Source organism: Nostoc sp. (assembly GCF_036917515.1).
Taxonomy (GTDB): domain Bacteria; phylum Cyanobacteriota; class Cyanobacteriia; order Cyanobacteriales; family Nostocaceae; genus Nostoc.
In genome coordinates this window covers 16,725-42,215 of the sequence record NZ_JBALDE010000149.1, presented here as the reverse complement: position 1 = coordinate 42,215, position 25,491 = coordinate 16,725, and the positions used below count along the sequence as shown (strand labels likewise).

At 41.4% G+C, this 25,491-nt stretch carries 26 protein-coding genes and 4 pseudogenes; 13 read left to right on the top strand and 17 right to left on the bottom strand.

The features are described from left to right. Nucleotides 1-475: 475 nt before the first annotated feature. Entirely contained in the window at nt 476-883 is a 408-nt protein-coding gene (locus V7K89_RS19400; RefSeq protein ID WP_335189904.1) for a helix-turn-helix domain-containing protein, read from the bottom strand. A 223-nt stretch (nt 884-1,106) separates the two neighbouring features. Here V7K89_RS19400 and V7K89_RS19395 point away from each other — a divergent pair, with 223 nt between their 5' ends. From V7K89_RS19395 to V7K89_RS19360, 8 genes and pseudogenes are all read left to right on the top strand, one after another. Then, nucleotides 1,107-1,283 (top strand): hypothetical protein, encoded by a 177-nt coding sequence (locus tag V7K89_RS19395; RefSeq protein ID WP_335189908.1) that lies wholly within the window; start codon nt 1,107-1,109, stop codon nt 1,281-1,283. Between the two features lie 33 nt (nt 1,284-1,316). Next, entirely contained in the window at nt 1,317-1,658 is a 342-nt protein-coding gene (locus V7K89_RS19390) for a hypothetical protein (RefSeq protein WP_335189902.1), read from the top strand. 223 nt (nt 1,659-1,881) lie between these two features. Further along, on the top strand, nt 1,882-2,214 hold the full coding sequence (locus V7K89_RS19385; RefSeq protein WP_335189901.1) for a hypothetical protein: 333 nt from the start codon (nt 1,882-1,884) through the stop codon (nt 2,212-2,214). A 73-nt stretch (nt 2,215-2,287) separates the two neighbouring features. Then, nucleotides 2,288-2,836, top strand: a complete 549-nt coding sequence (locus V7K89_RS19380; RefSeq protein ID WP_335189899.1) for a GIY-YIG nuclease family protein — start codon at nt 2,288-2,290, stop codon at nt 2,834-2,836. 48 nt (nt 2,837-2,884) lie between these two features. Beyond that, nucleotides 2,885-4,344 (top strand): annotated as a pseudogene (locus V7K89_RS19375) (protein kinase domain-containing protein). A gap of 685 nt (nt 4,345-5,029) precedes the next feature. Beyond that, entirely contained in the window at nt 5,030-5,389 is a 360-nt protein-coding gene (locus V7K89_RS19370; protein WP_335189897.1) for a Mo-dependent nitrogenase C-terminal domain-containing protein, read from the top strand. Nucleotides 5,390-5,411: 22 nt separating this feature from the next. Further along, nucleotides 5,412-5,684 (top strand): annotated as a pseudogene (locus tag V7K89_RS19365) (cupin domain-containing protein). Nucleotides 5,685-6,078: 394 nt separating this feature from the next. Then, nucleotides 6,079-6,825, top strand: coding sequence for a creatininase family protein (locus V7K89_RS19360; protein ID WP_335189895.1), 747 nt, complete (start codon nt 6,079-6,081; stop codon nt 6,823-6,825). Nucleotides 6,826-6,828: 3 nt separating this feature from the next. Here the strand turns inward: V7K89_RS19360 and V7K89_RS19355 are convergent, their stop codons facing one another. The 4 genes and pseudogenes from V7K89_RS19355 to V7K89_RS19340 form a co-directional block, all read right to left on the bottom strand. Next, nucleotides 6,829-6,960: a hypothetical protein gene (locus V7K89_RS19355; RefSeq protein WP_335189893.1), complete on the bottom strand. Its 132-nt coding sequence runs from the start codon at nt 6,958-6,960 to the stop codon at nt 6,829-6,831. Further along, the gene (locus tag V7K89_RS19350; protein WP_335189906.1) at nt 6,961-7,272 is read right to left on the bottom strand and encodes a clan AA aspartic protease; all 312 of its coding nucleotides are present in this window, start codon (nt 7,270-7,272) and stop codon (nt 6,961-6,963) included. It lies immediately after the preceding gene. A 50-nt stretch (nt 7,273-7,322) separates the two neighbouring features. After that, nucleotides 7,323-7,595 (bottom strand): hypothetical protein, encoded by a 273-nt coding sequence (locus tag V7K89_RS19345; RefSeq protein WP_335189891.1) that lies wholly within the window; start codon nt 7,593-7,595, stop codon nt 7,323-7,325. Between the two features lie 130 nt (nt 7,596-7,725). Further along, a pseudogene (locus V7K89_RS19340) lies at nt 7,726-7,833 on the bottom strand (Uma2 family endonuclease); the annotation flags it as partial. Nucleotides 7,834-8,063: 230 nt separating this feature from the next. On the opposite strand from V7K89_RS19340, the gene V7K89_RS19335 reads away from it, so the two are divergent. Continuing rightward, nucleotides 8,064-9,452 carry an ATP-binding protein gene (locus tag V7K89_RS19335; protein ID WP_335189889.1) on the top strand — a complete coding sequence of 463 codons (1,389 nt, stop codon included), beginning with the start codon at nt 8,064-8,066 and terminating at the stop codon, nt 9,450-9,452. A 102-nt stretch (nt 9,453-9,554) separates the two neighbouring features. Here V7K89_RS19335 and V7K89_RS19330 read toward each other — a convergent pair whose 3' ends face one another. Both V7K89_RS19330 and rimI read right to left on the bottom strand, forming a co-directional pair. Then, nucleotides 9,555-12,023 carry an ATP-dependent Clp protease ATP-binding subunit gene (locus tag V7K89_RS19330; RefSeq protein ID WP_322648268.1) on the bottom strand — a complete coding sequence of 823 codons (2,469 nt, stop codon included), beginning with the start codon at nt 12,021-12,023 and terminating at the stop codon, nt 9,555-9,557. A 481-nt stretch (nt 12,024-12,504) separates the two neighbouring features. Then, the gene (gene rimI / locus V7K89_RS19325; RefSeq protein WP_335189886.1) at nt 12,505-13,056 is read right to left on the bottom strand and encodes a ribosomal protein S18-alanine N-acetyltransferase; all 552 of its coding nucleotides are present in this window, start codon (nt 13,054-13,056) and stop codon (nt 12,505-12,507) included. Between the two features lie 92 nt (nt 13,057-13,148). On the opposite strand from rimI, the gene lysA reads away from it, so the two are divergent. The 3 genes from lysA to V7K89_RS19310 all read left to right on the top strand — a co-directional run bounded on the left by lysA (nt 13,149) and on the right by V7K89_RS19310 (nt 16,384). Further along, entirely contained in the window at nt 13,149-14,546 is a 1,398-nt protein-coding gene (gene lysA, locus V7K89_RS19320) for a diaminopimelate decarboxylase (RefSeq protein ID WP_335189884.1), read from the top strand. A gap of 168 nt (nt 14,547-14,714) precedes the next feature. Continuing rightward, entirely contained in the window at nt 14,715-15,638 is a 924-nt protein-coding gene (gene cdaA, locus V7K89_RS19315; protein WP_335189881.1) for a diadenylate cyclase CdaA, read from the top strand. Continuing rightward, complete coding sequence (locus V7K89_RS19310; RefSeq protein ID WP_335189879.1) at nt 15,635-16,384, top strand: isoprenyl transferase; 750 nt, start codon at nt 15,635-15,637, stop codon at nt 16,382-16,384. The genes cdaA and V7K89_RS19310 overlap by 4 nt, the downstream gene beginning before the upstream one ends. Nucleotides 16,385-16,504: 120 nt before the next feature. On the opposite strand, the gene V7K89_RS19305 is transcribed toward V7K89_RS19310, so the two are convergent. The 5 genes and pseudogenes from V7K89_RS19305 to V7K89_RS35975 all read right to left on the bottom strand — a co-directional run. Beyond that, nucleotides 16,505-16,864, bottom strand: a complete 360-nt coding sequence (locus V7K89_RS19305; RefSeq protein ID WP_335189877.1) for a hypothetical protein — start codon at nt 16,862-16,864, stop codon at nt 16,505-16,507. An 88-nt stretch (nt 16,865-16,952) separates the two neighbouring features. Beyond that, nucleotides 16,953-17,426 carry a hypothetical protein gene (locus V7K89_RS19300; protein WP_335189875.1) on the bottom strand — a complete coding sequence of 158 codons (474 nt, stop codon included), beginning with the start codon at nt 17,424-17,426 and terminating at the stop codon, nt 16,953-16,955. 203 nt (nt 17,427-17,629) lie between these two features. Beyond that, nucleotides 17,630-17,971, bottom strand: a complete 342-nt coding sequence (locus V7K89_RS19295; protein ID WP_335189873.1) for a type II toxin-antitoxin system ParD family antitoxin — start codon at nt 17,969-17,971, stop codon at nt 17,630-17,632. A gap of 132 nt (nt 17,972-18,103) precedes the next feature. Next, the gene (locus V7K89_RS19290; RefSeq protein WP_335189871.1) at nt 18,104-19,120 is read right to left on the bottom strand and encodes a potassium channel family protein; all 1,017 of its coding nucleotides are present in this window, start codon (nt 19,118-19,120) and stop codon (nt 18,104-18,106) included. Between the two features lie 262 nt (nt 19,121-19,382). Then, nucleotides 19,383-19,526, bottom strand: a pseudogene (locus tag V7K89_RS35975) (IS701 family transposase); the annotation flags it as partial. Nucleotides 19,527-20,120: 594 nt separating this feature from the next. On the opposite strand from V7K89_RS35975, the gene V7K89_RS19285 reads away from it, so the two are divergent. Further along, nucleotides 20,121-21,404 (top strand): aspartate aminotransferase family protein, encoded by a 1,284-nt coding sequence (locus tag V7K89_RS19285; RefSeq protein WP_335189869.1) that lies wholly within the window; start codon nt 20,121-20,123, stop codon nt 21,402-21,404. A gap of 394 nt (nt 21,405-21,798) precedes the next feature. On the opposite strand, the gene V7K89_RS19280 is transcribed toward V7K89_RS19285, so the two are convergent. The 5 genes from V7K89_RS19280 to V7K89_RS19260 form a co-directional block, all read right to left on the bottom strand. Further along, nucleotides 21,799-22,776 carry an alpha/beta fold hydrolase gene (locus tag V7K89_RS19280; protein ID WP_335189867.1) on the bottom strand — a complete coding sequence of 326 codons (978 nt, stop codon included), beginning with the start codon at nt 22,774-22,776 and terminating at the stop codon, nt 21,799-21,801. Nucleotides 22,777-23,294: 518 nt separating this feature from the next. Beyond that, entirely contained in the window at nt 23,295-23,903 is a 609-nt protein-coding gene (locus tag V7K89_RS19275; RefSeq protein ID WP_335189865.1) for a DUF4129 domain-containing protein, read from the bottom strand. A 93-nt stretch (nt 23,904-23,996) separates the two neighbouring features. Then, a complete protein-coding gene (locus V7K89_RS19270; RefSeq protein ID WP_335189863.1) occupies nt 23,997-24,485 on the bottom strand; it encodes a DUF2243 domain-containing protein in 489 nt (162 codons plus the stop codon). 94 nt (nt 24,486-24,579) lie between these two features. Continuing rightward, nucleotides 24,580-24,975 (bottom strand): pentapeptide repeat-containing protein, encoded by a 396-nt coding sequence (locus V7K89_RS19265; RefSeq protein WP_335189861.1) that lies wholly within the window; start codon nt 24,973-24,975, stop codon nt 24,580-24,582. Nucleotides 24,976-25,037: 62 nt separating this feature from the next. Beyond that, nucleotides 25,038-25,475: an RrF2 family transcriptional regulator gene (locus V7K89_RS19260; RefSeq protein ID WP_335189859.1), complete on the bottom strand. Its 438-nt coding sequence runs from the start codon at nt 25,473-25,475 to the stop codon at nt 25,038-25,040. Nucleotides 25,476-25,491: the final 16 nt, after the last annotated feature.

The following is a 25,491-nucleotide window of genomic DNA, read 5'->3' as shown; positions in this document are numbered from 1 at the left end:
TTTAGGGGTTGCCCTACGCAAAAATAGCTCGATGCCAGGTTTTTAATACAAACAAAAAGCCCCAAGCTCACATCACAGTTTGGGGCTTTTTGTTTACCCTAAGAATTGTCAAGTTTGAACTGTACCAACATTAACCCTGTTTTGTCACTCTGGCAGTAGTATTAAGAATTTTAACTTCTAATACCAAATCCGGTTTCCATAAACCCCTAATAAATTAAATAACATTTAGCCAATGATAATTAGTTAGATTTCTAATTTCTTCTTTCATTTCACTGAGAAGATTACAACGCTTTACTAAGACTTGTTCCATTTCATCAATTGTTTCAAAATATTCATTCACTAAAGGTTCATCCACTAAAGTCCATAGTCTATTCGGCAGGCTGCAATTCTGGGGAGTAAGGTGATAAATAGTCTACTATTATTCCTTCATGAGTTTTTACTTTTTTACTTCGATGCCAGCCTGTATTGTCTTCTACTAAGAAGACCTTTTTTTTTCAGAAATTGCCGCATCAATTTCTATCCAACGAGCTACTTTTGGTCCAGTCCAGATACCTCCATCTGCCGGTCTCGATTCTAATTCTTTCGCTAATTTTTCTAGTTGTTCGTCACTTAAGAGGGATTTATTCCCTCTTTTTGACCCATGATGTTGATTTTTCAGATTTTTGACTCCTTCTGCTCCTAATTCGTTATACTTTTTGAGGATTTTTTTAGCATAATCATAATTTATGCCTACGGCAATCGCACTATTTTTGAGAGTCCAATTCAAAGAGACTTTCCAAAGTAAATGCCATCGTCTTGATTCCACACCATCTTGACTTTTGAGATACTTCTGCTTTCGTTCGTCTGAATTCAAGTGGTTGGCTAAGTACGCTTTTTTAGGCATCTCTTTTTTTGAGCTTATTTTTCCTTGATTATAAGTGGTTTCTAATAACCGGATTTGGTATAAAACTAAACTTAGATATAGCGCGAGCGCCTCACAATAAAGAAAGTGCCGAAATGGCTCTTGCTAACACCCAAACTTATTGCAGATTGCAACCGAATAGAATACAGTAAGCAGAGATGTTGTGTATAAAAATGAAAGCGTACTCTGTTGAGCTAACAGAAAAATAGTTCAAGCATATGAGAATAATGAAGGTTCTCAAGGTCAACTGGCTTCTCGGTTTAAAGTCAGCCTGAGTTTCATTGAAAGACTGCTTAAACGTTACCGGGAAAACGTTTCACTGTCTCCATCACCTCATGCAGGCGGGTTTACGGCAAAACTGGTTACTTATGAAAGTGCGTAGACGCGTTCGCGCAGCGTCTCGTAGAGAAGCGGCTTGTCGCTAGACATCGCAAAAATGCTAGAAGAGGATAATGATCCGACCCTAAAAGAATTATGTCAAAAACTCAACGAAAAATATAACGTACAAGCTAGTGCAAGTACGATGTGTCGTGGACTACAAAAGACTACAAAAGTTCAATCTAACCCGAAAAAAAAATCGCTTCATGCAACGCAAGCTGAAAGTTTGAGAGTTCAAACATTACGTGTTAAATATTGGGAACAAGTTCGAGATGTCGCACCGGAAAACTTAATTTTTATTGATGAAACGGGAGTAAATCTAACAATCGTGAGAACTCATAGGCGTGCGTTTGCAGGAAAACGCGCCTATGGTGAGTGAAAAAAAATTGCTAAACTTCATGATTATTAACTATACTCGCTTCCTTATGTAGCTGACAGAAGTCCTACAATCTAATAGGCAGAACTTTATAGTTATAATTTTTCACTAAACCACATCTGCAAAAAAAGTAGACTTTGTTGCTTAAGACTTTTATATGACCATGTGTAACATATTGCCTATCCTCTATCATTACTTAGTTGTTAATAACTAGTTAATACAGAAAATGTCACTTAAAATCGTTCATAGCTTTGATAGCAGTTTCACTCTTGAAGCACAAGCTCAAGAAACTCTATTCAATTTATTGACAAGCGTTGCTTTCTTAAACCAAATTTGTCAACAATTATCGGGGTGTGAGCAACTTAAATTTACAGAATTACTTTTCCAGCCAGTTCCTTACAGCTTAACTACCACTAAAGGAATGCCAGCTGAATTTGAAAAATATTATGAATCTGATGAGTATGTCATTGTCAATGTACCACCAAATTTTATGTTCAGTGCCAAAATTTTTAAACCCAGCCGCCTTTGTGCAATTTATCAAAAATTGGGTAATGAATAATTTTCAAGATAATTTTTCTCTAATTCGTAATTTTCAATTCTGAAGGCAAATAGTAAGTTTGTATATTTGATGTATGGTTTCTGAAACAAATCTTTCTTCTTTGGCAACTCTGGAATACATTCCTTACATTAACGATCGCGGTCAACTACCCGAACAATTTCAGGGTAAAATCGGTGTATATGCTATCTTTGATCAAGAAAAAGCACTTCAATTTGTAGGATACTCCCGTGATGTTTATCTTAGCCTCAAGCAGCATTTAGTCCGTCAGCCACAGCAATGCTATTGGGTAAAAGTTCAAACTATTGAACGTCCTAGTCGTATAATTTTAGAAAATACTGAAAACGCGTGGATTGCTGAAAATGGCAGTGTGCCTTGGGGTAATGGGGATCAAAAGGAAAAATGGACTCATCCTATTGATGTCAAAATTGTAATGACACCTGAAGAACAGGCAAATTACCAAAATCCAGCTAATGATGAATTAACACAAATAAAAATTCTTAAAAATGTGGCACGGAGAGTAGAAGCAGAAATTTCAACGCAATTATTAGAAGTGCGTGGTTTGCAAATGCAGATTCGCTTCAATCCTAAATTGAAAGAAGAAGGTTTACTAGATTTGAAATGAAGGTAGTTTTGGGGAAAACTATTTTATGAATATCGCTTGTAATCCCCCATGACAATACAACTGTTGAATGATCGCTATCAAGTTATCCGCACACTGGGCGCTGGTGGGTTTGGTGAAACCTATCTAGCTGAAGATACCTATATGCCTTCAAAGCGTTGTTGTGTGGTTAAACAGCTAAGACCGATTCACAACAATCCCCAAATTTACCAGTTAGTGCAAGAGAGGTTTCAACGCGAAGCAGTTATTTTAGAAGAACTTGGCGGGGCAAATGACCAAATTCCGGCATTATATGCCTACTTCTCTTCAGGTGGACAATTTTACTTAGTTCAAGAATGGGTTGAAGGCGATACCCTAAATGCAAAAGTCCAGAAGCAGGGGCTATTTAGTGAAGGCGCTGTCCAGGAATTATTCATGAATTTATTACCTGTTCTGGATTACGTTCACTCTAAGCATATCGTTCACCGCGATATTAAACCGGATAACATTATTGTGCGTCATCAGGATGGTAAGCCAGTACTAATTGATTTTGGTGCTGTGCGGGAGTCAATGGGAACAGTAGTAAATTCTCAAGGCAATCCTACTAGTTCAATTGTGATTGGTACACCTGGCTATATGCCAAGTGAACAAGCCGCAGGTAGACCAGTTTATTCTAGTGATTTATACAGTTTAGGAATGACGGTAATTTATTTGCTGACTGGTAAACAGGCGCAACAACTAGAAACTGATTCTCAAACGGGTGAAATTGTCTGGCGGCAATATACTACTCATGTTAGCCCAATTATGGCAAGAGTGATCGATAAAGCGATCGCTTATCATCCACGCGATCGCTACCCCACAGCCAGAGCAATGTTGGACACTTTGCAGAGTATAGCAAATCCACTTCCACCGACACAACCCCTGTTGACTCAACCGACTGTAGTCTCTGCACCACGACCTCAAACAGTGCCTGTCAAACCACAGCCTAGCCCTCAAAATAGTAATAGTCAGAATAATATCCTCATGGGTAGTTTGATTGCAAGTGGGTTAATTGGTGCATCTGTGATTATTAGTCAAGTGTTATCCAAATCTTCTCAACCGACAGCAGACAAAACAGTATTACCTTCAGAAACACCGTCAAATGTTCAAGCCCCGTGATAGAAACTCCCACATTTACCCCAACTACCCCATCTGTTCCAACTCAATCACCTTCCTCAACTACATCAATACCACCAGTTGATACCACGACTCTCAACAATTATTTGTGGCTTTCTCAAAGACTTGTAACTGATGCAGATTTGGATGATAAAAGCGGTTTTGAACTAGATATTATGCGAAATTCAATTTTTGCCATTCATGGTCGCCGTTTTGATAATACTGAATTGCAAAATTACTTTAATAACCAACCTTGGTATCGTCCTATATATTCACCAAAAATATTTCCACTTAAATTGCTGTCAAAATTAGAGCAACAGAATGTAGAATATATCAGCAAATATCAGGCAAATACAGGATTAAGATATTTTAAATAATTAAGTTTTTCATAATCAGGGAGTGAGGACTGAGAAGAATAACCAATACTTTTCTACAAGAGGCTGTGCTAACGGCAAAATCTCACAGTGAGTAGTTGGACAAAGCTGATTATAATAAACTGTAGAATTACTCAGTATAAGTGCCCCTTGCTCTTGTATAGGTCCTTATATGAGTTTTTACTTATCAATCGATTTATGATTACTTATTAGATAATATCTAGGTTAGCTTGTGTAGCATATTAGACAATTTTATGGATATTCAATACCCTAAAATTGAAAGATATTGGGGGCTAATCCTAGCGAAATGTATGTGGAGTCAGAACAAAACTGTGTTTTTGTGCCATAAACTACATCTCTAGATACTAGTCAGTTTCCGAACCAGGCATTTATATTTAATATATAAGATTGCTATTTTTAAGATTAGAAATCCATAAGTTAAAGAAATGCCATTTTTATATTTTCTTTGTTATTTTGTATTTAACGGGACAGTTCTTCATGATTTGGTGGGCTTAAATAACAATTAGTTAAACCATTTCTCTTCCCAAAGATGCATGTAAATTGTTTGCATTATGCTTACTTTGCTTCTTAGTCTACAAGCACAGTGCAAATTGACTAAACATATTACATGGTGATATTCTCAATCGGCAAATAGTTCATATTTACAAGGAAAACCTTGCCTAAAACTATGCTTAAAACACAGAATCAGCGTATTTTTCTGCCTGCTTTTATTAAACCTTTAGAAGAAAAGAATCAAGCAGGTAGTAGAAAGCAATTTGCTCAACCAAAATTAGATTTACTGCAACCATTACGTAAATGGCTCGACAAAATCGAGATTCAGAATCGGAAATTAGCTAGATTTATTGCTAAACTAATTCCCGCCCAGTGTCCATTTGAGCGTGATCTCATGCTTTTTGGTCGCAAAATAGGACATATTCCGCCAATGTGCAAGCTGAATCCGCTTTATAATGAACTTGTCTACTTGCGTTTTCGCGCTTTGTGTTATCTAGTAGATCAGTGTGGAGAGGATATTCAATCTTATTGCTGAATATAATTAGATAAAACATAATATGGAAATTCAAATTGAACATCAATCCAGACAAGAATATCTTAATGAATTAGGTGTATTTAAATGAGAAATTTGGAAAAAAGAAGTTTCAAAGTTCCCTTGGATTTATGATTCTCAAGAAACTTGCTATTTTTTGGAAGGTGACATACTTGTTACTCCTAATGGCGGAGAACCAGTGCAAATGGGTAAGGGCGATTTAGTGATTATTCCCGCTGGTATATCCTGTACATGGGAAATTACAAGGGACGTAAAGAAGCATTATTACTTTGAGTAGTCAAAAATCAAAATTGATCGACTTTTTTTCTTGATTATCCAGAAAAGCAACATTTCATAAATCAATTTTGATTTCTATCATCCGAAGGTTTGCAGCGAGTATCGTAGGTTAAAATGGCAGAATCGGTAAATTGCTTATATCCATCTTTGTCGAAACTTGTTGTAATTCCATCGCATAAACAATATTAGTAGAAAAAGATCGCTCATTCCCTCCAAATTTGGCAGTAAACAAAGATCCCCGACAACTTTTGGGAAGTCGGGGATCTTGTGCGATCGCCAGCAGAGAAAATCTAGAGAGTTCATAATCGTGTTAGTGGGAGTTTAGTTACAGAAGATGCTGTTTAGCAGCAAAAGGTTTGCTCCCACCGCAATTTTATTGAGGAAAATCATTAACAATGTTACTGCATTTAAGTACTTGGCAAGAAGTCGAAGTTTATTTACAGCAGTCAAAGGGGATTATTTTCCCTATTGGTTCCACAGAACAACACGGGCCAACGGGATTAATTGGTACTGATGCTATTTGTGCAGAAGCGATCGCAGTCGGTGTGGGTGATGCAACCCAAGCGATCGTTGGCCCTACAATCAATGTGGGGATGGCACTGCACCATACTGCTTTTCCTGGGTCAATCAGTCTGCGTCCCAGCACTTTAATTCAAGTAGTGCGAGATTATGTAACTTGTTTAGCCAAAGCTGGTTTTAGCAAATTCTACTTTATTAACGGACACGGCGGTAATATTGCTACCCTGAAAGCTGCTTTCTCAGAAACTTATGCTCATTTAGAAGATTTGCAGATTGCCAATGCTCAACAGGTGCAATGTCAAGTAGCAAACTGGTTTATGTACGGTTCTGTATATAAGCTAGCTAAAGAATTATATGGGGTTCAAGAAGGTTCTCATGCAACGCCAAGCGAAGTAGCCCTCACCCAGTACGTTTATCCAGAGGCGATTAAGCAAGCACCCCTTTCACCAGAAGTTGCAAGCGGACATAGGATTTATAGCGCTGCTGACTTTCGAGTACGTTATCCAGATGGACGCATGGGATCAAATCCAGCTTTAGCAACGCCAGAACATGGTAAGCAATTTTATGATTTGGCAGTTAAAGAACTTAGCAATGGATATTTGGAATTTGTGAACGCAGAATAAAACTTATGAAAAGACATTGTAGAGATGCGGGTAAAATCGTGTCTCTGCATCAAATATCTTGCGAAAAGATAATGCTGTACCACCTATTCTTTGGTAAAGCGATCGCACTTCATCTTCTAGATATCTAGAAAGCAACTATAACTCTTCAATCGTTACTAAACCTTCCTGAGTAAACTGTATGACAATTTCATGCTCATCAAGTAAAGCTGTACCTAATAGAGGTAGCCGTCCTGTAGCAAGTACATTTACTTCTCGTTCTTCTCCATTCCAAATAATGGTAGCTTGATGTACTGGCAAGATTACATTACTATTGTCAGCTAAATTTGCATACATATCATAAATAAAAGGAAAACCCAACAGAGTAACTGCTGTTGGGGGTAAGGAAAGAAACTCTGTAAAACCTGTATCGATAACAAATTCAATAGTAAAATCTGGTTGATTGGACAGTCAAAATATTATATTAACGGTTGCGCGTCTGTTTTTGACAATACCAGAAATCACCGATAATCACGCTCCATCTCACCACTGAAGGAAGCAGCAACTTTGTAACCAATGCGAATACCAAAAAGTTGAGCAAATGGGTTTTTATTACGTAAATATTGCGCTGATTCTATACCTATTTTATCAACTGCGTATTCACCTGTTTCTATATCAATAATCACCATTTTACCGATGTTTTCTTCTCGTTCTAGTTGTTGACGAATACTGTTTTCGTATAGTTCTTTCGCACGTCGTGCAACTTCTTCGCGGCTTAAAAGTATGCTTTGCACGTTTTTGTTCCTTTGTTACTACTATGTACTATTCTACTATCAAGCTATATATTTAATGGGTTTTAGTTAATTAATATCTTAGAAGTTTGACAGGTATTAAACTAGAAGCTAGAGTAGCACAACTTACCCTTTCGACAATTTTTCCTTTGAGTAGTTCAACTTTGCGATCGCTTAAAATGCCAGCGTCAATCATGCGGTGATATTCGTTAATCGTCCACTTAGCAACAATCACAGTCATGACGATTGAGTCCTCCCAATGATTTTTTATATTCTCCTATTTTAAAGGCACTTCAGGTCTGATTCAGAATCAGTCGATTGATTGAGGAGAAAGATATGCATAGGATCATGTAATAAAACTGATATAAATATTGATTGTGGCATTAGGCTGACGCGACAGCTGAGTAACTACACTCATAGTCGAGTACTATAATTCTTACTTAATACTAAAGTCGTAATCGAAAAATTCTTATGTCAATTAAAGTTGAAAAGATTAATTATGAGCAAGTTAGTCAAATTCTTTCATCTGAGGAAAGCCACTTTTTAGACTTGAAATCAATAGACATAAAGCCAGCGAAACTAACTCGCTCTCTATCTGCATTTGCAAATGCTAGTGGTGGTGAAGTTTATATTGGAATTGATGAAACTGAAATTGATAGGAAAAATCAACGTACTTGGCGTGGCTTTGCTGATCAAGAAGATGCAAATGCTCATTTGCAGGTTTTTCAGGAACTATTCCCACTAGGTCAGTACTATAGCTATACCTTCTTGTCCTGTGATAGTTGTTTTGGGCTAGTTCTTCAAGTAGACATTAACAAAACCCGAGAAATCATTAAAGCTTTGGACAAGCCTATTCCATATTTGCGACTTGGAGCACAAAATCTCCCACAGGATACAGAAGAAAAACTTGCACGCCTCAAGCTTGACAAGGGTATAGATTCTTTCGAGACATCTACAGTCAAGGCTGATATAGAAGTTATTACAAACTCTCTTCCTATTCTTAATTTTATGCTTCGCGTGATACCGTCAGCAGAGCCAGAACAGTGGTTAAAAAAACAACAGTTGATTATTAATGGAAAGCCAACTGTTGCTGGTGTTCTTCTTTTCTCTGAGGAACCACAAGCTTTACTACCGAAAAGATGCGGAGTTAAAGTCTATAGATACAAGACTGCTGATGAAGAAGGTCGGAGGGAGAATTTGGCTTTTGATCCGATAACCATTGAAGGCTGCTTGTATGATCAAATTATTGAGGCAGTAAAGAAGACAAAGAATATAGTTGAAGAAATTCCAAAATTGGAAGCAGGAAGGTTACAACATATCGAATATCCTGATGAGGTTTTACATGAAATTATTACTAATGCAGTGCTTCATAGGGACTATAGCATTTTAAAAGACGTGCAAATTCGCATCTTTGATAATCGTGTAGAAGTTGAAAGTCCCGGTAGATTACCCGGACATATCACAATAGATAACATTTTGAAAGAACAGTTTGCAAGGAATGGTGTAATAGTACGCCTTATTAACAGATTTCCTGAAGCACCCAATAAAGATGTGGGTGAGGGTTTAAACACAGCTTTTGATGCGATGACTCGTTTAAGACTTAAGGTTCCTGTTATTCTTGAACAAGAAAACTCAGTAATTGTCTATATTCGACATGAACCCCTTGCTTCCATTGAATCAACAATTATGGAATATCTAAATGATCATGAAAATGTAACTAACAAAATTGCACGACAAATCGCTAGTGTAGATTCTGAAAGTACTATCAAAGCGGCTTTTAATAGACTTAGAGAGCAGGGTCTGATTGAACTAGTACCAGGAACTAAAACTGTTACTTCGGCTTGGCGTAAAGTTCGATAAGCAAATTATCAAATAATCAAATAACACAAAAAACGGTAGAGCAATAAATACTCTACCGTTTTCTAATTTTTTATTTGAGACTTAAATCCCAAACCCTAAATCTTACTCAACACCTTGAGGTAACAATTCCCGACGCTGTTGAGAACTAACTTGCACAACGCCATTTTCATCTACATCAACAAGGGCTGTATCGCCATCCTTAATGCGACCAGACAGAATTTCTTCTGCTAGGCTATCTTCTAACAGGCGCATAATTGCCCGACGTAATGGCCTTGCGCCGTAGCTGGGACTGTAACCTTCTTGGATCAAACGATCCTTGAAGCGATCGCTAACTTCTAAGGTGATACCCTTTTCAGTCAGACGACCAAATACTTCCTTGAGCATAATTTCGGCAATTTGAGTGACTTCAGGCTTGCTCAACTGACGGAAGACGATAATTTCATCGAGTCGGTTGAGGAACTCTGGACGGAAGTACTGTTTCAATTCTTCGTTCACCAAGGAGCGAATCCGGTTGTAAGTTGACTCGCTAGCATCTTCGGAGAATTCAAAGCCGATACCGCTACCGCCTTTTTCAATTACCTTAGAACCAATATTGGAAGTTAAAATCAGCAAGGTGTTCTTGAAGTCCACCGTGCGACCTTTGGCATCAGTTAACCGACCGTCTTCCAAAATTTGCAGCAGCATATTAAAGACATCGGGGTGTGCTTTTTCGATTTCGTCGAACAACACCACGGTGTAAGGACGCCGCCGCACGGCTTCGGTCAGCTGACCACCTTCGTTATAACCAACATAACCTGGAGGTGAACCAATCAGCTTGCTGACGGTATGACGCTCCATGTATTCCGACATATCTAAGCGGATCATCGCTTCTTCAGAACCGAAGAAGTAAGCAGCCAAGGACTTGGCCAACTCGGTTTTACCTACACCAGTGGGCCCAGAGAAGACAAAGCTAGCTATGGGTCGGTTGGGATTTTTCAAACCAACACGAGCGCGACGAATTGCCCGTGAAACTGCTTTGACAGCTTCATCCTGACCAATTAAACGCTGATGCAAGGTATCTTCCATGTGCAGCAGCTTTTCAGATTCAGATTCGGTGAGTTTGTTCACCGGTACCCCAGTCCAAGAAGCGACAATGTGGGCAATGTCTTCTTCTGTAACTACAGGTTCTTCATGTTCTGTGCCAGTTGCATTAGTCTTGCTTTGAGCGATCGCCCGGATTTCGGCTTTGATTTCCATTTCGCGATCACGCAATTCTCCAGCTTTATCAAAGTCTTGAGAGCGCACCGCGTCATCTTTTTCTTTTAATATCTGACGCAGTTCTTTGTCTAACTCTTTGGCTGCGGGTGGCAACTGAGAGTTAATCAAGCGCACCCTAGAACCAGCTTCATCAACTAAGTCGATGGCTTTATCTGGAAGGTAGCGATCGCTAATGTAACGATCTGACAATTTCGCCGCCGCCACCAATGCTTCGTCGGAGATTTTCAGTTTATGATGTTGCTCGTAGCGTTCGCGCAGACCATATAAAATTTCAATTGTTTCATCAACTGTAGGTTCGCCAACCATCACTGGTTGGAAACGTCGCTCTAGCGCTGCATCTCGCTCGATGTGCTTCCGGTATTCATCTAGGGTTGTAGCGCCGATGCACTGCAACTCACCCCTAGCCAAAGCTGGCTTGAGGATATTAGCTGCATCAATAGCACCTTCTGCTGCACCCGCACCAATTAAGGTGTGTACCTCATCAATCACGAGAATGACATTACCCGCAGAGCGGATTTCATCCATGATTTTTTTCAAGCGTTCTTCAAATTCACCCCGATACTTGGTTCCTGCTACGAGTAAACCAATATCCAGCGTGACAACGCGTTTATCTTCCAGGATGTCAGGGACATCTTTAGTAGCAATGCGTGAAGCTAAACCTTCAGCGATCGCTGTTTTACCAACCCCTGGTTCCCCAATCAGCACTGGGTTATTTTTGGTTCGGCGACCCAATATCTGAATCACGCGCTCAATTTCCTTGGCGCGTCCTACCACTGGATCGAGCTTATTGTCAATCGCCATCTGGGTCAGGTTTGAACCAAATTCATCCAGAGTTGGGGTTTTTGTACGCCCAGATGAACCGCCTGGTGAAACTTCGGCAGTTTCTCCCAACATACGGATGACTTGGGTTCTTACCTTGGATAGATCCACACCGAGGTTTTCTAGCACTCTGGCTGCGACGCCTTCCCCTTCGCGGATTAGGCCCAACAGCAGATGCTCGGTGCCAATGTAGTTATGCCCCAGTTGGCGTGCTTCTTCCAAGGAGAGTTCTAAAACTCGCTTTGCCCGTGGCGTAAACGGAATTTCCACGGCAACAAAGCCCGATCCCCGTCCTATAATTTTTTCAACTTCAATTCGGGCATCTTTGAGATTGACGCCCATTGATTTCAGCACCTTGGCAGCCACTCCAGTGCCTTCGCCAATCAGACCCAGGAGGATCTGCTCGGTTCCGACAAAGTTGTGACCTAAACGGCGGGCCTCTTCTTGGGCCAGCATGATTACCTTAATGGCTTTTTCTGTGAAGCGCTCAAACATGGCTTTATCCCATCATCTGCGGTCGTGCCGGTATGCTGATTTTAGCACAGGCAAAGATTTTGGATGCCTGTATAACAGATTATAGACATCCTGAACCTATGACTTGGGTTAATGGGCTAATTGTTAACTATTGACTACTCTTATCTGCCTAGTGTACTGAGGAGCTTTAGTTCACCAGCGTTTTTGGGATTTATTATAAATAGCTGACTGTTTAGATTAAGGATTTCTTGACTCAATCCCAAACATTTATAATTAACATATATATTTATTAATATCAAACAAAAATCATTAATATATATTTTATTTATGTAATAAGGTTTTCAGATAGAATATTTAAATAAAAACTGGCGTAGCAAAGTTGCATTTTTTTGCTGAGGCCGATCGCCAGTCTCAAGAAGGGAGTGACAAATAAAAAAATATCCCTACAAGATTGGATAATTTATTTGTTGGAAGTTTCTAATTCAAAATTAGTAATGCCCAACTACTTAAAAAGCAAGTGCCAAGAGGATTTGTCTAAGCGAGCGCTGATAATAGAATACCACTGGTCTAAAGTTGCTTGAAATTTGGGGTGTTGTAAATCTGGTAGCCAAAGGATTAAAGCATCTTCATCATTATCTTGGTAGTAACGCCGCCGCCGCCCCGCTGTTTTGAAGCCAAATTTTTGATATAAAGATATAGCCCCCAAGTTGGAAGCTCGCACTTCGAGGGTAGCTCGCTCCATTTTGCGATCGCAAGCTGTCTTAATGAGTGAATATAATAAAGCCGCACCCATTCCTTGACGCTGATATTCGGGATGAACCGCCAAAATTGTAATATGGGCTTCCTCTAAAATTGACCAAAAGCAACCCATTCCTAGTAGTCTCGAATTAGAGGCAGGGGAAAATAAACCCAGTAAATCGCTGTTGGGACTGTCCAACTCTCGTTGGTAGCCCTCCATTGTCCATAGACCACCAAAACAGGCTCGATCTAGTTCCAACAATGCACTTAAATGTTCTGGGGTGAGTAATTTAATTTCTAAATCTAATGAAACCACATTTATTGAATAACGTTACAAACCCTTTGTAAACTGGGAATCGGCAGACGAACTCAAAGCCCGTAATTTGAACAAGGAAAACTTTTATAGTTATGGTATCGACTCACCCCACTGGGGTTCAACATTCTGGAAGTCAATATTTACCTCAAAGGCACGACACCAGGGCAAATCCATCGCCTAATCAAGAACTTTTACCCTTGACTGCCAGAGTTCATGATCATGACCTCTTGGAAATTGGTGGGTGTGATGTTACGACCCTAGTTGAGCAGTTTGGTTCACCTTTATATATTTTAGATGAAGAAACCCTACGTTCGGCTTGCCAGCAATATCGAGATGCTTTCAAGCAATACTACAAGGGTGAATCTCAAGTATTGTACGCCTCAAAAGCTTGGAATTGTTTAGCAGTTTGTGCGATCGCCGCTTCTGAGGGTCTGGGAATCGATGTAGTTTCTGGGGGCGAACTTTACACTGCCTTGCAAGCGGGTGTTAGTCCCGAGAAAATCTACCTCCACGGAAATAATAAATCTCGTGAAGAATTAATTTTAGCGATCAAGTCTGGTGTCACCATTGTGGCGGATAACTGGTATGAATTGCATACCCTTGTCGAAATCGCCCAACCCTCTCTTCCAATTCGCATCATGCTACGGCTAACTCCCGGTATCGAGTGTCATACCCACGAATATATTCGCACGGGACACTTAGATAGTAAATTTGGCTTTGATCCCAACAATTTAGATGAAGTTTTTACCTTTGTCAGTCAACAACCTACCCTAAATTGCGTAGGTGTACACGCTCATATTGGTTCCCAAATTTTTGAGCGCCAACCGCATCAAGATTTGGCTGCCGTCATGGTGCAGTGGCTACGGGATGCCGCAAAGTATGATTTAAAGATTACAGAGTTAAATGTTGGTGGCGGTTTAGGGATTAAATATATAGAATCAGACGACCCCCCTAGCATTGAAGAGTGGGTGAAGGCGATTTGTGAAGTAATTCAAGCAGCTTGTGCAGCCGAAAATCTGCCTTTGCCGAAATTACTTAGCGAACCAGGGCGATCGCTAATTGCCACGGCTTGCGTTACTGCTTATACTATTGGTTCATCCAAAGTCATCCCAAAAATTCGTACCTACGTGGCAATTGATGGCGGAATGTCTGACAATCCCCGCCCGATTACTTACCAATCAGTTTATCGGGCAGTCATTGCCAATAAAATGTCTTCTCTTTTAAGCCAAACAGTCACAATTGCTGGTAAACATTGTGAATCAGGAGATATTCTGATTAAAAATGCTTTACTTCCAAAGACTGAACCAGGGGATATTCTCGTAGTTATGGGAACTGGTGCGTACAATTACAGTATGGCATCTAACTACAACCGCTTGCCTCGACCGGCAGCAGTCGTAGTGGCGAATGGCGAAGCAAATTTAATTTTGCAACGTGAAACTTATGAAGATTTAATTCGACAAGATCTCCTACCAGAAAGACTAAAGAAATAGTCATTTGTCTCCGAAGTTCTGTTCGCCCTTGGCGTTGGCGAAGCCATCGCCAAAAACTGACGCTCAAACTTCTCTGTTGGTCATTGGTTATTAGCTAGAAACTAATAACTAATGACCAATGACTAATGACCAACTGTAAATTAGAGGCAAAAGTTTAATCCAGATGTCATGAGAGATTGGTGGAAGCAATGGCTGACAAACCTGGGGTGGTCACAGTCCTTGCTACTTGGGACTCTGGATATTGTCTTAGTGCTAGCGCTGACGTACATGATACTAGTTATTATTAGTGAGCGCCGGACACTATGGATGGTGCGGGGATTCATTATCTTAATGCTAGCCTCAGCACTAAGTGGCAGATTCGGACTACCTCTGCTAAGTTTTGTACTAGAAAAGTTGGTGATTGGTTGTGCTGTGGCAATGGCAGTTGCTTTACAGTCTGAGTTTCGGCGGTTTCTGGAGCAATTGGGGCGTGGCGAATTTCGCCAGCTTTTTCAACCCGACCGTCTGGCAATCCCCAAATCTGATAGTGTAATTGATGAAATTGTTGAGGCTGTTAAAGAATTGTCAAAAAACCGCATTGGAGCTTTACTAATTGTGGAAACCACAGGGCCAATTGATGAGCGAGATTTTTCTGTGCCAGGGGTAAAGCTAAATGCGGAAGTTTCTAAAGAACTAATCCAGACAATTTTTCAGCCGAAAACTTTGTTACACGATGGAGCGACATTGATTCGTGGCTCACGGATCGTGTCATCAGGTATAATTTTACCACTTTCGGGACGCACAGCCTCGCGCCAGTTGGGAACACGCCACCGGGCAGCAATGGGAATTACTGAGCGGGTCGAAAATTGCATTTGTGTCGTTGTCTCAGAAGAAACGGGTTCTATTTCCTTAGCGGAACGGGGAACCCTAAATAGACCGCTGACGATTAGGACGCTGAAAGAGTCATTAGAGGCTGTTTTGTCTCCAACCGTAGATAGGGAAGCAGTTGCTCCTGGTCTGTTGAGTTTTGTTCGTCGGATAGGTGGGAAGACACTAGCACTAGTTTCACGTTTACTCAGATTACCATCGACTGCTTCTCGAGATAAAAAATGACAGCACAACAAACTAAACTGCAAGATTTACCTACTGATTTAAAACGAGAACTATTGCCGCAGCACGTTGCAGTGATCATGGATGGTAATGGTCGATGGGCTAAACGTCAGGGTCTACCCCGAATTATGGGTCATAAACGAGGAGTAGATGCTCTTAAAGATTTACTTCGCTGTTGTCAGGATTGGGGAATTCAGGCACTGACAGCTTATGCTTTTTCAACGGAGAACTGGAAAAGACCGCAGGAAGAAGTAGATTTTTTGATGACTTTGTTTCAAAGAGTTTTGCGTCAAGAACTGCGGGAAATGGTAGAAGAGAATGTTCAAATTAAGTTTGTAGGGAATTTGCAAGACCTACCGCGATCGCTCCAACAAGAAATTTCCCGTTCAATGGAAGAAACTAAAAATAATCGCGGTATTCGGTTTTCGGTAGCAACTAATTATGGCGGACGGCAGGAAATTTTACAAGCTTGTCAAGGGATCGCAAAACTTGTCCAGCAAGGTATGCTACAACCCGATGAAATTAATGAACACGTCTTTGAAAGCCACTTATACACAGCCGGAATTACTGACCCAGATTTGTTAATTCGCACAAGCGGAGAAATGCGTCTTTCTAATTTCCTGCTCTGGCAAATGGCTTATGGAGAAATTTACATCACCGATGCTCTTTGGCCCGATTTTGATCGGGCTGAATTTCACCGCGCCTTGTGTGCTTACCAGCAACGGGAACGGCGGTTTGGGAAAGTCTAAAATTTTGCATCAAGCTTACTCAAAAAATCTCAGACTGAGCCAAGCCAGATTGTCTAGCAATATAATCCGCAATTTGCTTGATATCTTGAATCGCGGGTTCCGTGAGGCGAAATTGTCGGGTCATGCTTCGTCTGAAGTACTGTAGCGCGATGCCTGAAGACGAGTTGGATCACCTTGTAAAGCTCGTCCATATTCTATTCCAAGCTGCTCGTCTGATGCTCCTGGCAAATCTTCAATTGGCAATAAAGCTACCCACTGAGGATCAAGGAATTTTGTAATCTCTGTCCTTTGGTCAGAAGGAAGGGTGGACAGCAAATTTTCCTGCTCGGCTGCAAAACTTTCTACTGTGACAGCCCTCTTAGACTGAACAGCCTTAAATGCCACCTGAAGTCGAGGTAAATTAACACCAACTGCTCGATTGAGATTAGCGTTCAAGTTGTCAAAGTGCCCTGAAACTTTTAGCCAGGCTAGCGTATTCAAAATACCAAACATCGCAAGACCATTCAGAATTCTGAATGCTTCTGTGTAATCGCCAACTCCGGCAACTGGATCTGGTTTATTGAGTGCTTCAATAATTTGCTGTTTTGGAGATTGACCTGCTGGTTTTGGTGTCCCCGTAGGCTCCCGTTGAACAGTTAAAGAGCTTTAAAGAGTCTTGTACAGGCTCTACACTAGGAGCGTTAAGTTTATCTGGCACAACCATCCGCATTACCTGATTTGCCATCCAATCCGCTTCCTGCTCATACTTGTCCCCTGGTTCTCCCACCGTCAGTTTTGCCTGGGGACGACGCAATGGTATGCGACTAATATCGTGACCAAAAGACCGTTGCCCAATGGCTTCTAATAACAAGGATTCCTCGTTAGCAGACTGCGCTTGTTGAAGGTTGGTTGATTCTTTTGTTGCTGTTTGGATGAGATTATTCGTTGGTAAACCAAAGCTTCGCACTGGGTTTGCTAGCGTCGGAGTAGTCGGTGAGACAAGCGACGGGTTTGAAAAAGTTGATGTACCTACTTTCTTGCGCCCAAACGTGCGATCACTCATCTCACCCTTCCTTCATTGATGGGTAAAGCCCTGATTTCTACTTACTTCCAGGCATTTTTTATTAGCAAATTTTACAATTTTTGAAAAGGTGATCGCCATCGACTTTCGTCTAAATTTACAATCAAATCTAGCCACCAATTTCTGCTTCAGTGAGTTATCTGGGCATTACCACAAGACTTGTTAACTAAGGGGGAGAATTAGTTTTAACACCACGATGCCTGCAGCGGTAAACTACGCACGTTGGCGCGAATTTGAGCGATTGCAGTCGAGCCATCAACGACTTTGCCTCGCTCGGAGGCTTCCCACCCAACACATGCTTCTTGTTGAAGGTCTTGCAGTCGTCCTTGATAAATGTCTTCTTGTTGTTCTAGGAGTTTTATACCTGTAAGAATAACTTTGATCGCGTTCTGATACTTACCGCTAGTCAGTTGACGTTGAACTAGGGCTTCTACTTTCAGGTAGCAGAAAGAAAGATTTGCATAGATTTTTGGGCGAGTTAGGAGTGACCTTAATTGTAAGCGATGTCTATCGACAAGCCGCTGCACGTCTACGCTTTTGGTGGGGGCTTTTGTCAGAGGCGATCCCTAAAGTAAGTTTTATTGCATGATATTATACTATTTATTTATACAATTACACTATAATTTATTGGTATAAAAAAGTAATAAGAAAAAATAAAATCAGTTATTTTTCGGTTGTCGCAGTTTCTTGGAATTCATTGGACCAAGAATTTGATTCAGGCTACGCAACTGCTCTGCTGTACCCATACCAATTAGCCGATCTCCCGGCATTAAAATCGTATCGCCAGTAGGGCCACCGATTAAAGTCCCATCATTGCGGCGAATTGCCAGAACTAATGCCCCAGATTGCGATCGCAATCTCGCTTTTTGTAAAGTTTGACCGACAAAAGGACAGAAAGACGGTTCGAGTAAAAATTCTTCCATATACAACTGGCGGTCTGCACCTGTCAAAATCCCGTCTACAAAATCCAACACTTGGGGTCTGAGTGCCGCAGCAGCCATCCGCTTTCCACCAGTAATATAGGGGGATATGACTTCATCTGCACCACCGCGTCGTAACTTCTGCAAAGCTTCTTCTGTACTTGCCCGTGCGATCACTCGAATTTCTGTATTCAGTGTTTTTGCTGATAAAACAATATATAAATTTTCGGCATCTGAAGGAAGTGCTGCAACGATACAAGTCGCTCTTTCAATACCAACTTTCAGGAGCGTATCATCTAATGTAGCGTCACCTTGGTATGCTGTATAACCTTCAGCCTGCGCTCTTTGTATTGATTCCGTCTCCGAATCAATTACTACAAAAGCTACATCTTCTGTCCGAAATTCCTTGGCAATTTGCCGACCAGTCCGACTAAATCCACAGATGATGTAATGTTCTGATAGGGATTCCATTAACCGCCTCTGTTGTTGTAGCCGAATTCCTTCTTGAAAATAGCCTTGAATGATTGCTTCTGTAAATCTATTGACAATGTAACCGATATTGACTACACCCAACAAAATCAGAGCAATTGTAAATAATCGTCCTCGGCTACCCAGTGGATGCGTCTCTCCATACCCCACAGTTGCTAAAGTGATCACTGTCATGTAAGCTGCATCTTCCCATGACCAGCCCTCCACTAGCCAAAACCACAAAGTGCCAATCAAGAAAACACCGCCAAGAGCGATCGCCCCAGCCATTAATTCCTTTTGGATACGTTGATATTTTTGCTCAAGTGTTGAGAATGAGGTAAAAATAGTACTTTTAACCTACTTTTTCTAGTTTGTTGCTAACTTTTTAATATTCGTCCTTTTTAGTATATTTAAACTAAGTAAGTGGGCAACAATAAATCAAACTAAGTTACGCCATGTAAAATTACAGCAGTTTTCTTTTACATGAAGTACAACGCTATGGGTTTGGAGGCAGAAGGCAGAAACTCTTTGCGTCTGATGCGTGAGTCCTGAATTTGTTGACATTATCATGTGACAAATCTTCCATAATATCTGCTAGACGTGTGCAGCCTAGATACTTTGATTTTGCCAATAAAAACAGATTGTAAGTGTTGAGGTCACACAATGCCTGGGATGGCTTGGTAGTCACTCTGATTGTCCATGCCCTCAATAGAGACAGTGTAAATTATCTATCTTTCCAGTCTCCTACTGCTAGCGATCGCTTATTCTTTTCTAGTTATCACTACTGCATTTATTGTCTTATTTGTCAATGCTTAAGTTCTGTCAATAAAGTAATCAATAGTTTTGAAAATAAATATAAATAATAGTTTAAAAACTAATACCTTTTGAGAGCTTTCCTAAAGGGTATTAACTATAATAAAGTGATTTCAGTTGAACAATGTTACAGTTTTCCCAGACACAGCAAAGGTAATTTCGTCATTTGTCTTAGCACCGTCAAAATCGTAGGCTACTATTTGACGAGTTAGGCTTGGACATCAGTGAGAAAATCCCTAAAGCTACCTAAGACTTGCAATACCAACGACGGGCTACGCCTATCCAAATTGCCTGTCGCTCATCCTCTTGCTCAAACGTTGAATACAAAATTTTTTCACCACCGCCATACCTTTAAGGTTATATAAACGTTAGCCTAAGAAGAAGTACGAGTTGTGCTAAATAAAAAGTATTTTTTAGGGATTTCTAGGAAACTAGTAAATAACTATATAATGAAAAACTTTCAGGAGGAGCGGTAGTGAGCCTACAAACTCTCGTTGACCAAGCCACCATCCCCCCAGATTCAGGGTCTGTAGCATCTAGTCCCTTTGATACAGATAGCTTTAATGAAGCTGTTATGTCTACCTACGCCCGGTTTCCCTTAGCCCTAGAACGGGGTGCTGGATGCTGGGTTTGGGATACACAAGGACGAGAATATCTGGACTTTGTGGCTGGAATTGCCACTTGTACTTTGGGACACGCCCACCCAGTTATGGTAGAAGCGGTGACACGCCAAATCCAAAAGCTGCACCATGTCTCTAATTTGTACTACATTCCTGAGCAAGGTGAATTGGCAAAATGGCTTGTCGATCATTCCTGTGCCGATCGCGTATTTTTCTGCAACTCTGGAGCTGAAGCTAACGAAGCTGCAATTAAACTGGCGCGGAAATACGCCCACACAGTATTAGACATTGAAAAACCGATTATTTTAACCGCCAATGCCAGTTTTCACGGGCGGACTTTGGCAACGATTACCGCCACTGCACAACCGAAGTATCAAAAGTACTTCGATCCTTTGGTTCCTGGTTTCCACTACGTAAATTACAACGATATTAACGCTGTGGAAGTGGCGATTAGCGAGTTGGATGAAGGCGATTATCGGGTAGCGGCGATTCTGATCGAGCCATTGCAGGGAGAAGGCGGTGTACGTCCAGGAGATGTTGCCTATTTCAAAAAACTCCGACAGATTTGTGATGAAACTGGCATTTTGTTGATTTTCGACGAAGTGCAAGTTGGTATGGGGCGTAGTGGCAAATTATGGGCTTACGAACATCTCGGCGTTGAACCGGATATTTTCACTAGTGCTAAAGGTTTAGGAGGCGGTATCCCCATCGGTGCAATGATCAGCAAGAAATTCTGCGACGTTTTTCAACCAGGAGAACACGCCAGCACCTTTGGCGGAAATCCTTTCGTGTGTAGTGTAGCACTCAGTGTTTGCCAGACATTGGAACGGGAAAATATTTTGCAGAATGTGGAAGAACGGGGTGAACAGTTGCGATCTGGATTAAAAGCGATCGCAGCAAAATATCCTCAGCACGTTGGCGAAGTTCGGGGTTGGGGTTTAATCAACGGTTTGGAATTGCGAGCCGATATTCAAATAACCGCAGCAGATATCGTCAATGCTGCCATCAAAGAGGGCGTATTGCTAGTACCAGCTGGACCAAAAGTAGTCCGATTTGTGCCACCACTTATTGTCACAGAGGCGGAAGTCAATACTGCTTTGGAAGCTGTGAATCGAGCAATTATAACTCTCACAGCTTAGATAATCAAAAAGCGAGGATAAGTCTTTATGCCTATTTCTCGCTTTTTCTTACTTTTAGATTAATTGTTACTAAAATTATTAAACCTCTTGCAAAAGTCCTAAATGCGTAGAACAAGTAAGTGAGAGTTAATAGACTTGTTTTGAACCGTTTAGCGAATAGTCAATTTAAACGTATATTCCTCTTCTGTCACTCTCGGAAAACATTTGCCATTTCTAAATTCTAGAGCTGTTGTATAGCAAGCAATCGCGCGATTCTTTTCTAAGAACAAATACAAGACCCATTTTTTTCTAATAATATAGCTTGTATTGATTGTCTCATGAGGCTTAAGCGCGATCACCCTCCCGGAAAGTGACAAAAGAGGGATATCTAAGACTAGTTGAACTTTTGGGTAATCTACTTGTCGATTTGGAGGTTTGTTAGAAACTCGATGAGCAATTTATTAACTTCAACTGGGCGTTCTTGCTGAATCCAATGACCAGCCTTTGGTAGCAATACCTTCTGCTTCAGGTTGGGTACGTTTTCCTCTAGGGTGTCGAATGCTTCACGGTACATTGTGATCACTGCATCTGCTTCTCCCGCCACAAACAATGTTGGCTGGCGCAGCTTTGCACCACTAAGAAACGGTGTTAGTTCCCAGATTCTATCGATATTTCGATACCAGTTCAACCCGCCCCGGAAACCAGTCCGCTCAAACTCAGAGGTGAAAAAGTCGATATCCTGGTCTGTTAACCAAGCCGGAAGTTGCTCCCGTGCGTAACTTGTGTCTATTGGCTTCTCCGACTTGTTAAATAGAAAGCGCCAGCGTTTTTCTGGTGGTGGATCTCCTGAGGCGGAGTAGAGAATTGCACGTATGTTAGCGCGAACATCAGACTCTAGTTCTGCCTCAGCTTTACCTGGTTCTTGAAAGTACAACTGATAGAACTCCTGCTCACCTGCCATCAGCCTCATTGCTTCTGTCGGTCGAATGTCTGACCAACTGCGGAGTTGATAGGGCACACTCAGCAGAGAGATAGCTTGGAAAATGTCTGGACGGAGTAGGGCACAATACCAGGCAACAGGCGCACCCCAATCGTGTCCAACAATGATTGCTTGCTCCTCACCCAGCGCACGAACCAGACCAACAATATCACCAACCAACTGGAAAATATGGTATGCCTCAATTGGTTCCGGTCTTGAGGTCTGTCCATAGCCGCGCTGGTCTGGTGCTACCGCGTGGAACCCAGCTTCAGCTAATGCCGGTAACTGATGCCGCCAGGAGTACCAACATTCTGGGAAGCCGTGACACAAGATCACCAATGGACCTTGCCCCTGTTCGGCAATATGCATCTTGATACCGTTGGTTTCGATGAAACGGTGAGTTACTAAGGTCATATTTCCTCAATTTCTTTTTTAGGGTTGAAGCAGCTCTTTTCATGTTGGCAAATGAACTACAAAAGTTAAAAAGCCTGATGCTGCCCTCACTGAAAACTAATTAATGAGGCTTATCATTAAAAGAGTAAAAAATTATTGCCAACGTATTGCCAACGGTATCTTCTCTACTTCTTTCCAACACAGTCACCATTATCTAGCACAAGGGGATCAGGGTGGAAAACTTTTCGGTCTACTGGATGTCATTAATAATTGGTCTTCCAAGTTGAGTTTTGCAGGTCGCCCAGTATAAGTCGTTTGTGGCGAACGCCTGAGCGCACAACCTCAAGCATCTGATTGAAAGTCTCGCTTTGGCACTCTACACAGCCGTTTGAAGTCTTCTTGTCTCAAGCTTTTTACCTGTTCGTGGGTCATATAATGCACCACGCTTTTACCTACTTTTCCCATGTCACTGGGACTTTTGCAAAAGGTGTATTGATTTTTTTAGCTCTGTATTTAGTATCCCTATCCCTGCGTTCTCTTCATTCTTGAGAAATTTCTCGATAAGCTTGCCGACACTGCTCATAATTGTCTGGCAAAATCTCGGCATTCCCAAAACATAATCGCTCGTGTGTGGTAATTAAAGTTTCATAAGGCTGTATGGGAGTCACAGACGATCGCAGTAATTGCAGATATTCTCCATCTGTACGGCTGAGTTTGTGGGGTGCGATCGCATTTTTATCCAACTGCTGCAACATTGCTAAATAAACACAACGGCAAGCCTCACGGTAATTACCTTGACGATAAAATTCTTGCGAGCGCTCCAACAAAAGAGCTATTGATGACTCTTTGGAGCGAGTTTTTACGCGAAAATCAGTGAGATTGCCACTTCTATTTAGCCAAGAATAAACATAAGGGCTGAATTCTCGCCATAATCGCCAACCCACCCACGCGATAAATAATCCTAGTACCAGCCAAAACAGGAATTTCAGCAATTCACCTAGCCAGGGGCTAATTGACCATCCAGTAGGCAATTCGGGCAAAGCGTGTTCAAAGCGGTAAAACTGGTATTCCCACCATTCACCCACTTGTTGTTGGAATTGAGAAAGCTGCCAACTCCAGCTAGTTTTTTCAAAAGTATCTGTAGGCATAAGGGGGGAGTAGGGAGTGGGGAGGTAGGGGGAGCAGGGGGAGAAGAACGATTATTGACCCATGCCCCATGCCCCATGCCCAATGCCCCGTGACTATTGACTATTGACTACTGACTCTTTTTTTATCACTATCAAGCCGATAACAATAAGTAGCGCACCGAATGCAAGAAATCCTAGATCCCAAACTAACTGATTTGGGCCTGGTTTCACATGATGGATACCGAGAATTTGGTGGTCAATTAAACCTTCAACAAAGTCAAACAACCCATTCCCAATCATTAGTGACCCAATAAAGGTCTGTGATGACCAAGGAACATCATCACGCCCTCCGGCACGCCATAGCAACACAAGTCCTACCACGGTGAATACCCAATCCAAGGCATGAAATAACCCATCCCATACCATGTTCAAATCTATATTCGCTGTGTTTGTCAGAGGTCGAATGCTACTGAGCATATGATGCCACTGGAGGAGCTGATGCAGTAAAATTCCATCAAGAAATCCTCCAAGACCCACACCAAGAAAAATTCCAGCAGTAATTAGTGGTGCGCGTTGGTTGGGGGTTTCACTTTTTGCCTCCATTGTCAACCTTATAGATAGGCTTTCTTACCAAAATACAACATCTTTTGGGAAAAAAATCTTCTATTTTGAGGCAAGTACGATCATTCAATTTAAATTAATCAATCTTCAAATTTAATCTGCATCCCGCTTTCACTGGGTCGAAATCTTGGGGAAAATGGGTGCTGCGATCGTAGTCTGCTTTTTCTAGGTTCGCTCCTTTGAGAGCGGCTTGGCGGAGATTTGCTGACATCAATAATGCTCCTCTAAGATCGGCATCTTTCAGATTAGCTTGACCCAGATCGGCAAAGCTCAAATCAGTCCCTCTCAAATTAGCGCTACTTAGGTTAGCTTCACTCAGGTCAGCATAACTCAGGTCAGATCCTTTCAAGTTAATGCCTTGCAAATTAGCATTACTCAGTTCTGCTTTACTAAAGTCCCGTTTTCCTGCTCCATAACTCTCCACAAGAGTAGCGGCACTATTTATAGGCTGTTGAGAATTGGCTTCAGGCATATAACAGCCTCACAGGTTATTACTTTTATACTATGGATGAAAATTTTCTTACTTCATCCTTTCTAAATGTAATACATGAGTTCCTTCTGCTTTCGCATTGATCTTCGGTCACAAAGGTCTTGGAGTGTATATTTTTCCAAAACGGAGTTAGCAGCCTGACGTGCTTCTTGCCAAACTTCCTGAATTAGCTCACCTTCTACCGTGTTGGGAGTCGGTTCACAAGGAGAGACAACAATATCTGACCCTTCCATGCAGCTAAAAGCATCCAACACTGTAATCTTTCCGGGTTCTCGTGCCAGAACATAGCCACCTTTGGCTCCGCGTATACTCTTAATTAAACCTCCACGTCTTAATGTTGCCAGGAGCTGTTCCAAATAGCGGTTCGGGATATCTTGCAATGCCGCTATTTCTCTAATTTGTAAGGCTTCACCGTTAGGGTAGCAGGTTGCTAACTCTAACAGCGCTAGAAGTGCGTATTCTGATTTGTTAGAGATTACCACAGGCGTAATATTTTAA

Bases quoted from the DNA above. Each gene is read 5' to 3' on its own strand.
- V7K89_RS19270 (WP_335189863.1), bottom strand. From the start codon at position 24,485: ATGGAGGCAAAAAGTGAAACCCCCAACCAACGCGCACCACTAATTACT.
- V7K89_RS19385 (WP_335189901.1), top strand. From the start codon at position 1,882: ATGTCACTTAAAATCGTTCATAGCTTTGATAGCAGTTTCACTCTTGAA.
- V7K89_RS19300 (WP_335189875.1), bottom strand. From the start codon at position 17,426: ATGAGTGATCGCACGTTTGGGCGCAAGAAAGTAGGTACATCAACTTTT.
- lysA (WP_335189884.1), top strand. From the start codon at position 13,149: ATGGTATCGACTCACCCCACTGGGGTTCAACATTCTGGAAGTCAATAT.
- V7K89_RS19275 (WP_335189865.1), bottom strand. From the start codon at position 23,903: ATGCCTACAGATACTTTTGAAAAAACTAGCTGGAGTTGGCAGCTTTCT.
- V7K89_RS19380 (WP_335189899.1), top strand. From the start codon at position 2,288: ATGGTTTCTGAAACAAATCTTTCTTCTTTGGCAACTCTGGAATACATT.
- V7K89_RS19360 (WP_335189895.1), top strand. From the start codon at position 6,079: ATGTTACTGCATTTAAGTACTTGGCAAGAAGTCGAAGTTTATTTACAG.
- V7K89_RS19330 (WP_322648268.1), bottom strand. From the start codon at position 12,023: ATGTTTGAGCGCTTCACAGAAAAAGCCATTAAGGTAATCATGCTGGCC.
- V7K89_RS19335 (WP_335189889.1), top strand. From the start codon at position 8,064: ATGTCAATTAAAGTTGAAAAGATTAATTATGAGCAAGTTAGTCAAATT.
- V7K89_RS19290 (WP_335189871.1), bottom strand. From the start codon at position 19,120: ATGGCTGGGGCGATCGCTCTTGGCGGTGTTTTCTTGATTGGCACTTTG.
- V7K89_RS19370 (WP_335189897.1), top strand. From the start codon at position 5,030: ATGCTTAAAACACAGAATCAGCGTATTTTTCTGCCTGCTTTTATTAAA.
- V7K89_RS19280 (WP_335189867.1), bottom strand. From the start codon at position 22,776: ATGACCTTAGTAACTCACCGTTTCATCGAAACCAACGGTATCAAGATG.
- V7K89_RS19310 (WP_335189879.1), top strand. From the start codon at position 15,635: ATGACAGCACAACAAACTAAACTGCAAGATTTACCTACTGATTTAAAA.
- V7K89_RS19400 (WP_335189904.1), bottom strand. From the start codon at position 883: ATGCCTAAAAAAGCGTACTTAGCCAACCACTTGAATTCAGACGAACGA.
- V7K89_RS19265 (WP_335189861.1), bottom strand. From the start codon at position 24,975: ATGCCTGAAGCCAATTCTCAACAGCCTATAAATAGTGCCGCTACTCTT.
- cdaA (WP_335189881.1), top strand. From the start codon at position 14,715: ATGAGAGATTGGTGGAAGCAATGGCTGACAAACCTGGGGTGGTCACAG.